Here is a 9,639-nt window from a genome sequence, read left to right on the forward strand (position 1 = left end):
TATCGTTTCTCGTTTCTCGCTTCCCCGAAATTCATCGGGACAGGATTTGAAATCTCGCACCTATCCCCTCCAACTTTACAACTAATACATTCCCCCCAACCAAAAACACCAACGGCAATACCGGCATCAGAAAGCGGGAGTTCCAGTTGTCTGACAACAGGGCCACACTCAGTGCAGAACAACCTATTAGAGTCAGGGAAAAAACCTTGAAATACCATCCAAGTGAATTTCCCCTGATGGCTTGGACAAAGGCAAAATACATGGGGATTAAGGCACAAAGGGCTAAGATATTATGCACCCAAGAATAATAAGGCCGCACATACATCAGGTAATAAAAAAGTTTTGTCCCAAAGAGTTGCAGGGAATACAGGGGATTGAAAATCCAGAGATAGACAATCTTGCCCAAAGGACTCCACTCCTCGGTAGGGAGGGTTAAGCTTTCCGGCACCGACACCATCAGGAAAGCCGCATAATCCATATGGGACATCTTATGGATATTAAAGACCACTTCCCCATTTTGATAAGCTTCCACAATCCCAAAAGTCCCCAGCATTTGATTCAACAAGACCAGAAATCCCATGATCAGAGCAATAGAAAAAGCGAGTTTCCAGCCTAAAGCTGAAATCCTTTTCCATGCAAATGCAATGGCTACTGCCATCAGTCCTGCCAATAAAGCCACTCCTGTAGGTTTGACCAGAATGGCCCAAATCAGGATGATGGTGCCAAGAATCCAATGTAACGCATTGAATTTTCCTCTATAAGCCAGGGAAAGAAAGAAAAAGCTGATACAATACAGACTGATCATCAGTGATTCGGCATAGAGAAAAAGATTCCAAAAGGAGATCATCATAAAACCCAAAAACCAGATACAGGTCAGGAGGGCAGCTTTGGGATTTAGGTAGAGGTTGATCGAAGCAAAATACAAGGCAATCAAAGCAGCATAGGCAAATACATACTGGAAAAACACAATTCCGCCCAATCCGGGTAGGATGCTGTTCGCCCCAAGGATAAACAGCACGTAGCCGATATACCAGAAAAGATGGGGTTTGTAGAAAAGGCCATTTTCCCTGATTTCCTCAGCATACAGCATATATCCCCAAGTATCATCATCCGTCATCACCCCCATTTTCAAAAACCAGAGGCCATTGACCAATAGAAATAGGCCAGTTAGGATGGAGAGGTGGATAAGGTTTGTTGATCGCATATTTTTAGTTGCACGGAGGTTGTTTCACAGAGTTGCTCAGAGTTAATTTTCACAGAGTTGCTCAGAGTTTTTTCCTCTGTGTGACTCTGTGCTATACTCCGTGTGACTCTGTGTAATTCCTCCGTGTGACTCTGTGTAATCCCTTTTTCACAGTACCACCCTCTTAATCCCGTCCCTCAAACTTTTGGTATTGAAGTTGATTAACAGGCCTACTTTTTTATTGGAAATCTTTGAATAGGTAAGGACCTGCGTCAAGTGGACATCTGTAAAAAATTCTACTGTTTTGAGTTCGACGATGACTTCTTTCTCCACCAACAAATCCAATCTGTATCCGCAATCGAGTTTTACCTCTTCATAGATCAATGGCAATGCCTTCTCCGATTCCACAAACAATCCGCTCTTTATGATTTCGTATTTTAGACAGGCTTGGTAGACTGATTCCAATAATCCGGGGCCTAGGGCTGAGTGGACTTTGAAGGCACATTTCAGGATTTGTTCGGTGATGTGGTTTGTATGCATGTTTTAGAAGTTTCACAGAGTTGCACGGAGGTAAGTTTCACTGAGTTTTCTGTGTTACTCTGTGCAATACTCAGTGTGACTCTGTGTAATTCCTCTGTGTTACTCTGTGTAATTACTTATCAGACTTTGACTTAATTGGCTGTATCTTTATCGATGGCCTCAATCACTTCTTCTGTCCAAACAGAAACTTTTTTTAAGATATCTTTTTTAATTTTACCTTTTGGAAAGCTGCTGTATTTTACCCCAATCGCCTCAAGTAGCTGCTTCACCATTTGTATTTTTTCATCAGGAACTTCGATAACAAGTTTTTCCATAACCATTCATTTTTTATCAAATCCACGAAAAAAAGACTTGGTGTGTATGGGAAAATCCGGAAACCATGTGGGATTTGGGATCTACGAGTTACGATTTACGAGTAGGGAATGATGAATGCCGAATTTTGAGTTACGATTTACGATCTTCGAGTTGAGAATTTAGAATGTCGAACGCAGAATTTCGAATAATGAATGATGAATTAAAAACCTTACTTTGGAAATGCTTTTTAACTATCAATTCGAAAGCGATCTCAATAACGAAATCCTATATCGGGCGTAGCCCATATATCAGCCGAAGGCCATATATCGCAGAAGGCATATATCATCTAACGGATTTACGATTTTAGATTTGCGATTTACGAGTTGATGATGAATTAAAAACCTTACTTTGGAAATGCTTTTTAACTATCAATTCGAAAGCGATCTCAATAACGAAATCCTATATCGGGCGTAGCCCATATATCAGCCGAAGGCCATATATCGCCGAAGGCATATATCATCTGACGGATTTACGAGTTGATGATGAATAAAAACCTTACTTTGAAAATGCTTTTTAACTATCAATTCGAAAGCGATCTCAATAACGAAATCCTATATCGGGCGTAGCCCATATATCAGCCGAAGGCTAATATATCGGCCGTAGGCCATATATCATTTTAAAACTCATCAATAATCATTCTTTCAAAATACCGGATCGTTTTGCCCAATCCTTCTTCGAGGGAAACCGTTGGGGTCCAGTCGAGGAGGGACTTGGCCTGGGTGATATCGGGCTGTCTTTGTTTGGGGTCGTCCTGGGGCAAGGGATGGAAGACGAGTTCGCTGTGGCTGCCGGTGAGTTCGATGATCTTTTGGGCTAGCTCAAGCATCGTAAATTCCGTAGGATTGCCCAGATTCACGGGGCCTGTGGTACCCTTCGGGGTTTGCATCATGCGGTAAATGCCCTCGATCAGGTCATCCACATAGCAGAAGCTGCGCGTCTGTGATCCATCGCCAAAGATGGTGATGGGTTTGTTTTTTAGGGCCTGCAGGATAAAATTGGTGACGACGCGGCCGTCATTGGGCTGCATGTTGGGTCCGTAGGTATTGAAGATGCGGATCACCTTGATGTCCAATCGGTGCTGCCGGTAATAATCGAAGAAAAGCGTTTCCGCACAGCGCTTGCCTTCATCGTAACAGGCCCTGGGACCGATGGGGTTGACATTGCCCCAGTATCCCTCGGTCTGTGGATGGATGGAAGGGTCCCCATAGACCTCCGAAGTGCTGGCCTGCAGGATTTTGACCTTGAGCCGCTTGGCCAGGCCCAGCATGTTGATGGCCCCTACCACCGAGGTTTTGGTGGTCTGCACGGGGTCAAACTGGTAGTGGATCGGACTGGCCGGACAGGCGAGATTATAGATTTCATCTACCTCCACATAGAGCGGGAAAGTGATGTCGTGGCGAAGGAGCTCGAAGTTTTTCTTGTCCAGTAGGTCATGCAGGTTTTGCCTTCTTCCTGTAAAAAAATTGTCCACACACAGGACTTCATGGCCTTCCTGAAGGAGTTTTCTACAAAGATGTGACCCCAAAAACCCGGAGCCGCCGGTGACGAGGATTCTTTTCATTGACGATTTACGAGTTAAGATTTACGAGGTAGGAATGTTGAATTTGGATTTACGATTTACGATTTTTGAGTTGGGAATTAAGAATGATGAATTTCGAATAATGAATGATGAGTTATGAGTTGTTGTCGGACTTGTCTACCGTAGGTAGGGTTGCCAAGGTTGTCGGACTTGTCTGGACTGAGAAGGCATGCTTGGCTTAAACAGGGTTGTCAAGGTTGTCAAGGTTGTCAAGGTAAGTTGTTTAAAGATCAACTTGATTTCACCTATATCAAGATTTGGTTTCGCTCTTTGGCCTAAGGCCAAATGAATAGTTTTCTGTATTCTGTTTTTCTGTTTTTCTGATCAACCACTTTCTCTGCCTCACTACTTTCAGCTTTTACCTTCGAACTTTGAGCTTATTTCCCCTAAGTCCCTCAGTCTTTCATTCCCTCAGTACCTAATTCCCTCATTATCAAAAAAAATAGATTTTCTATGTTTGAAGGGCATTTTCGGTATTTGCCTCAATCCTTGCATCAAATCATTTTTAAATTTTCTTGCAGCGCTGGGTTTGTCCTTGGCGATAAATTCCAACTGTTTGTTAAGCTTGATAAGAAAAATATGGGAAAACTTAAGCTCCAAATTTTTTAAGGATTTCTTCCATCGAATTTTCTATTTCTTCTATGGAATAGTGTGGATCTTTCCCATCAAGAGATTGCTTAAGATCTTCTTCTAGCTCAGAGGTAATGTTTTGCCATTTTTCATGATCTAGGATTTCCAATTCCTCTTTGCTGAATTTCTTGAAAAACCAAATGAGGAGGTCGTGGATTTTTTCACTGACTTTAATGGTAATGGTTTTCATTTCAAATTTGGTTTAAATTAAATTTAATCAATTAGAGGGATAAGTCAAATCTTTAGAGAATATCAATTGGGGTTTAAGGGTTACAAATTTCGCGTAGGAATTTAGTAGAATGAAGGTCGAATTTGGATTTACGAGTTACGAATTACGATTTACGAGGTGGGAATTTAGAATGATGAATTTTGATTTACGATTAACGATTTTCGAGTTGGGAATTTAGAATAATGAATTTCGAATAATGAATGATGAATTTTGAGTTTCGATTTACGAGTTTGGAATGATGAAACGTAATTTGGAATACCCTACTTGGTTTTTAAATCGAAAACGATCTCTATAACGACATCCTATATCGGGCGTCAGCCCATATTTCAGTCGCTAGGCTGTATATCGGCCGAAAGGCCACATATCATCAGAAAAAAAGAAAAATTTCAATGCTTTTCCTTTACTTCATTTTTCTGATTGTATCGGCCGAAAGGCCATATATCATTTCATCCAAATACCAAAATCCCATTCACATCTCCTGGATCTTCTTCGAGTAGGGTGACGGTGACTTTGCGGTTGATTTTTTCGTAGGTTTTATTTACCAGGAAATCCAGGTATTCGCGGTCGATTCGGTCGCCGATCAGGACCAAGTCGATGTTGCCCGAATCCACGCCACGGGCATAGTCCCCTACAATGTATGCCTTATCCACATTGCCCAGGCCTTTGACCACTTTTTCCAAAAGCTCATCGAGTCCCAGGAATTTGGAGACCATGCGTTTGATCTCCTCGAAAAAGGGGTGTTGGTGGTTGGCGCGGTAGAGCTTGGTCTTGCCATCCTCCTCCGCGGTAAGCAGACCAGCCTCCGAAAGCCGGTTGAGCTCCACACGGACAGAGTTGGTCGATTCATCAAATTCCTTCGCCAAAGCCCTCAGGTAAGAGGCGTTGTTGTGCGAAAAAAACTTCAGCAGCAGCTTGATGCGGGTTTTGGATGTGACGAGACTTTCGAGCACTTTATTGAATTATGAATTGAGAATTATGAATTGGGAATTAGGGGACATTTGGGTTAGTTTCGGAGGTTGTTTTTGGTTGAAATCAGAATGGAATTTAATATCTTGATGATTTCCTCGATTTCTTCTCTCAAATACTTATAGTCTTGGTAATCAGCCAATAGTTCCTGACTATCAAATAAACGCAGCCAATAGCGGGTTTCCCTAGCTTCTTTAGCCGCTATTTCCAATTTAGCAATAAAATCTTTTTTTGAATGGGCTGCCTGGGCTTCTTCCACGTTGGCTCCAATAGAAGTTCCAGCACTTACTAATTGCTCGGAAAGCCTAAAGTGGTGATTTGCCCTTAAAAAAAATAGGCATTCATGATTTTTAAACTAAATTCAAATGTTTTTGTTAAAATCAGATTTTCCTTTGCCATTTACTTTTTGGGATAAAAAGTACTTGATCATTTTTCATTGAAATTTCGATTTTGATTATAATACAACATTCATAATATATCATTCAAAATTCATAATTCCCTAAAGCTTCGCTCGGTCAGCCACACAAATGCTTATCCCCAACGAGTAAAAATCTGACTCATGAGTAACAAATTTACTCGATGGTTTTTATTTTCCAAATTTTATGCAAAAAAACCGGTTGGAGTTGTTGGATTGCTGTGATTTCCTCATTTCCAAAATCGGACCCAGTCCCTAAGTCTCTAAGTCCCCTCTTTCACCTTCCACCTTCCACCTTCCGGCTATTGGGGTCCATCACCTCAATTGCGTTATGCTGAGCCTGCCGAAGCCCGCCTGTTCTTTCGGGCAGGCCCGCCTGACGGCTGGGCAGGCATCTCTCCGTAAATACGAAGTCCTTTCGATCCAATAGGACGAAGACCCTTCGGCGGGCTCAGGGTGACGGTAAGGTTTAAAGCCACGGCTCCGGTATACCAAAAACCCTTCAACCGAGGGCTATCGGGGTCCACCTGCCCAATTGCGTCATGCTGAGCCTGCCGAAGCCCACCTGTTCTTTCGGGCAGGCCCGCCTGAAGATCGGGCAGGCCCGCCTGACGGCTGGGCAGGCATCTCTCCGTAAATACGAAGTCCTTTCGATCCAATAGGACGAAGACCCTTCGGCGGGCTCAGGGTGACGGTAAGGTTTAAAGCCACGGCTCTGGTATACCTAAAACCCTTCAACCGAGGGCTATCGGGGTCCACCTGCCCAATTGCGTCATGCTCAGCCTGCCGAAGCCCGCCTGAAGATCGGGCAGGCCCTCCTGACGGCTGGGCAGGCATCTCTCCGTAAATACGAAGTCCTTTCGATCCAATAGGACGAAGACCCTTCGGCGGGCTCAGGGTGACGGTAAGGTTTAAAGCCACGGCCCCGAATGACAATTCCCCACTTTCACCTTCCAGCTTCGAGCTCACTTACTGATATCCTCGTTCTCTGATATCCAATTCTCAATTCATAATTCTCCATCCCCCTTCCCGCTTTGAGCTTCGAGCTTTTCTCCGTTTCCGTGTTCTCCGATATCCTGTTTAACTTCCCTTCGGTCTCCGGTCTTCAAGCCAAAAAACCTTCGAGGTCCCGAAGACCTCAAAGGTCAAACCCAAAATCATCCGTGCCTATCCGTGTAATTGGTGGCAACCAAATCCCCGATTTCCAGTTCCCTGTTCCCTGTTCTCCGATTATCCAAATTATCCTTATCTTTCGTCCCAAATGGCCATATACCAGAGATATGTTTATCCTGCCCGCACCGCTTTTCAGGTTTTTCGGCGGGCAATCAGCTTGGTTTGGAAGACGAGCCCGGTCTGGACAGTGCTGAGCTTTTTGCTCAGCTTTGCCCAGTCGGCATTGCCTTTTGGGGTGTTTTACCTGACCAAATTGATCATTGACAGGCTGATTGAAGGCCTGGGGGAGGCATCCATGGATTTTTCGCTTTTGATCGCTTACCTCCTGGGCCTCGGATTGCTCTGGCTCTTGGAAGGCCTGCTCAATATCGCCGCACAGTGGGTCAATGACATGCAAAGGCTGCGTTTCCATGACCATATTTCAGGCATCATCCAACGGCAGTCCATCCGCCTGGATCTGGCCTATTATGAAGATCCTTCTTTCCATGATACTTTCCACCGCACCCAGCAAGAGGCCATTTTCCGGCCCCTGCAAGTTTTGGATGCAGTCAGACAACTGGTCCAAAGTGGCCTTTTTCTCCTGTTTGTCACCGTGTTCTTGGCCTCCCTCAACATCTGGATGGTGCCCATCCTACTTTTGGCAGGGCTGCCCGGACTATTGGCCAAAATCCACATCGCCAGCAAACAGTACGCCCTGGACCGGCAGCGGACCCAGCTCAACCGGGAGAGCTGGTACCTGCATGAAGTCCTTACCGGGGAGTATACGGCCCGTGAGCTCAGACTTTTCCGCTTTGGCAAGTATTTTATGGACAAGTACCAAGAAATCCGAAAAGTCCTCTTTGAAGACCAACGCCGGTTGTCCAACCGAAAAGCCAAGGTAGAAGGCATTGGTCAACTGTCGGAAGTAGTGGCCCTGACCGGCCTGGTGGGTTGGACAGCCTTTAAAGCCATGGGGGGAAGCATCAGTGTCGGATCACTGGTCATGTACCTGCAGGCCTTTCAGCGTGGGCAGTCCCAGCTGAGGCTGGCACTCTCTGCCCTTGCCAACCTATACAGCCATCGGCTTTTTCTGACTTACCTGTTTGAGTTTTTGGATCTGGAACCCAATCTCAAGGAAGCCAGCCAACCTCAGACTTTAGCTGCCCCACTCCAAAGCGGGCTCTCCATCCAAGGGCTTGGATTTACCTATCCCAGGCGGGAACAGCCTGTTTTGAAAGACATTAACCTGGAATTTAAAATGGGTGAGCGCATCGCTTTGGTGGGTCCAAACGGTTCTGGGAAATCCACTCTGATCAAGCTGCTGGCCCGTTTCTATGACCCTTCTCAGGGAAGTATTCTGGTAGACGGCATCCCCATCGACCAACTTGCCCTGGATGAATGGAGAAGCCGCATCGGGATTGTTTTCCAGGATTTTACCCAATATGCCATGACTGCGGCAGAGAACATCCATATCAGCCAACTGCAGGAACCTCTGGATGAGGAAAAAATGGAGGCCATGGCGCAGAAAACCGGGGCAGGGAGAACCATTGCAGACTTGCCTTATGGGTATCAATCCATGCTGGGGCATACTTTTCACAATGGGATAGAGCTTTCCGGTGGCCAATGGCAGCAATTGGCTTTGGCCAGGGCCCTGTATGCGGATCGGGAAATCCTGATTCTGGACGAACCCATGAGTGCGATTGATCCGATTTTGGAGCAGGAAATTTTCCAGCACCTTTACCAACGTGACCCATCCAAATTGATCCTTTTTGTCACCCATCGGCTTTACCACCTTCAAAAAGCCGACCGCATCATCGTAATGGATCAGGGTCAGGTAAAGGAAATGGGCACTTTCGAAGATTTGATGGCCAAAAAAGGCCTGTTTTATAAATTGTTTCAGAGCCAGCGGGTGGGGTAGTTGTGAGGTTATGGATTCGAGATCAGGAATGATGATTTGGGATTGACGATTTACGAGTTACGATTTACGAGTTACGAGGCTTTCGACATGCCAGTGGCAGGTAAACTGCAAGAAAAGACAACTTAGATATCGATTCCTTATTCAATGTTACCAGCAATGTTGTCAAGTTGTCCCAAAAGGGCTACGCCTTTTGTGTTTTCAGGTTATCGGGAATAATTAAGGTCAAAAACAGAAAACCAGTATTGGCAAATTCATCGAAGAAATGACAACTATCGATTCCTTATTCAATGTTCCCAGCAATGTTGTCAAGTTGTCCCAAAAGGGCTACGCCTTTTGTGTTTTCAGGTTATCGAGAATAATTTAGGTCAAAAACAGAAAACCGATATTGGAAAATTCATCGAAGAAATGACAACTTAGATAACGATTCCTTATTCAATATTCCCAGCAATGTTGTCAAGTTGTCTCAAAAGGGCTACGCCTTTTGTGTTTTCAGGTTATCGGGAACAATTTAGGTCACAAACAGAAAACCGATATTGGCAAATTCATCGAAGAAATGACAACTTGACAACCTCAATGACAACGCTGACAACAATTCAAATTCTACATCCCCCATTCCCTACGTCCGTCAGTCTCCCTTCCCCAAATCCCTCAGTCCCCAACTCCCTCCTTTCAC

General features: G+C 44.7%; 9 protein-coding genes. 1 reads left to right on the top strand and 8 read right to left on the bottom strand.

Features of this window, described 5'->3' with window-relative positions; translation table 11 throughout:
- Positions 1-31 precede the first annotated feature (31 nt).
- The 8 genes from H1A14_RS22775 to H1A14_RS22810 all read right to left on the bottom strand — a co-directional run bounded on the left by H1A14_RS22775 (position 32) and on the right by H1A14_RS22810 (position 6,865).
- The gene (locus H1A14_RS22775) at positions 32-1,204 is read right to left on the bottom strand and encodes a hypothetical protein (RefSeq protein WP_194778622.1); all 1,173 of its coding nucleotides are present in this window, start codon (positions 1,202-1,204) and stop codon (positions 32-34) included.
- A 147-nt stretch (positions 1,205-1,351) separates the two neighbouring features.
- Complete coding sequence (locus H1A14_RS22780; protein ID WP_194778623.1) at positions 1,352-1,723, bottom strand: GxxExxY protein; 372 nt, start codon at positions 1,721-1,723, stop codon at positions 1,352-1,354.
- A 131-nt stretch (positions 1,724-1,854) separates the two neighbouring features.
- Positions 1,855-2,037: a hypothetical protein gene (locus tag H1A14_RS22785; protein ID WP_194778624.1), complete on the bottom strand. Its 183-nt coding sequence runs from the start codon at positions 2,035-2,037 to the stop codon at positions 1,855-1,857.
- A gap of 656 nt (positions 2,038-2,693) precedes the next feature.
- Positions 2,694-3,638 (bottom strand): UDP-glucuronic acid decarboxylase family protein, encoded by a 945-nt coding sequence (locus H1A14_RS22790; protein ID WP_194778625.1) that lies wholly within the window; start codon positions 3,636-3,638, stop codon positions 2,694-2,696.
- Positions 3,639-4,245: 607 nt separating this feature from the next.
- On the bottom strand, positions 4,246-4,476 hold the full coding sequence (locus H1A14_RS22795; protein WP_228527939.1) for a hypothetical protein: 231 nt from the start codon (positions 4,474-4,476) through the stop codon (positions 4,246-4,248).
- 485 nt (positions 4,477-4,961) lie between these two features.
- Positions 4,962-5,465, bottom strand: coding sequence for a winged helix-turn-helix domain-containing protein (locus H1A14_RS22800; protein ID WP_194778626.1), 504 nt, complete (start codon positions 5,463-5,465; stop codon positions 4,962-4,964).
- A 53-nt stretch (positions 5,466-5,518) separates the two neighbouring features.
- Positions 5,519-5,752 (bottom strand): four helix bundle protein, encoded by a 234-nt coding sequence (locus tag H1A14_RS22805; protein ID WP_317174923.1) that lies wholly within the window; start codon positions 5,750-5,752, stop codon positions 5,519-5,521.
- Positions 5,753-6,436: 684 nt separating this feature from the next.
- Entirely contained in the window at positions 6,437-6,865 is a 429-nt protein-coding gene (locus H1A14_RS22810; protein WP_194778627.1) for a hypothetical protein, read from the bottom strand.
- A gap of 292 nt (positions 6,866-7,157) precedes the next feature.
- Here H1A14_RS22810 and H1A14_RS22815 point away from each other — a divergent pair, with 292 nt between their 5' ends.
- Positions 7,158-8,966, top strand: a complete 1,809-nt coding sequence (locus H1A14_RS22815) for an ABC transporter ATP-binding protein (RefSeq protein WP_194778628.1) — start codon at positions 7,158-7,160, stop codon at positions 8,964-8,966.
- Positions 8,967-9,639 lie beyond the last annotated feature (673 nt).

It is taken from the genome of Pararhodonellum marinum (genome assembly GCF_015354735.1).
GTDB classification, from domain to species: Bacteria; Bacteroidota; Bacteroidia; order Cytophagales; family Cyclobacteriaceae; genus Pararhodonellum; species Pararhodonellum marinum.

Excerpts from the sequence above, each read along its gene's own strand:
- H1A14_RS22775 (WP_194778622.1), bottom strand. The coding sequence starts at position 1,204 with ATGCGATCAACAAACCTTATCCACCTCTCCATCCTAACTGGCCTATTT.
- H1A14_RS22780 (WP_194778623.1), bottom strand. The coding sequence starts at position 1,723 with ATGCATACAAACCACATCACCGAACAAATCCTGAAATGTGCCTTCAAA.
- H1A14_RS22785 (WP_194778624.1), bottom strand. The coding sequence starts at position 2,037 with ATGGAAAAACTTGTTATCGAAGTTCCTGATGAAAAAATACAAATGGTG.
- H1A14_RS22790 (WP_194778625.1), bottom strand. The coding sequence starts at position 3,638 with ATGAAAAGAATCCTCGTCACCGGCGGCTCCGGGTTTTTGGGGTCACAT.
- H1A14_RS22795 (WP_228527939.1), bottom strand. The coding sequence starts at position 4,476 with ATGAAAACCATTACCATTAAAGTCAGTGAAAAAATCCACGACCTCCTC.
- H1A14_RS22815 (WP_194778628.1), top strand. The coding sequence starts at position 7,158 with ATGGCCATATACCAGAGATATGTTTATCCTGCCCGCACCGCTTTTCAG.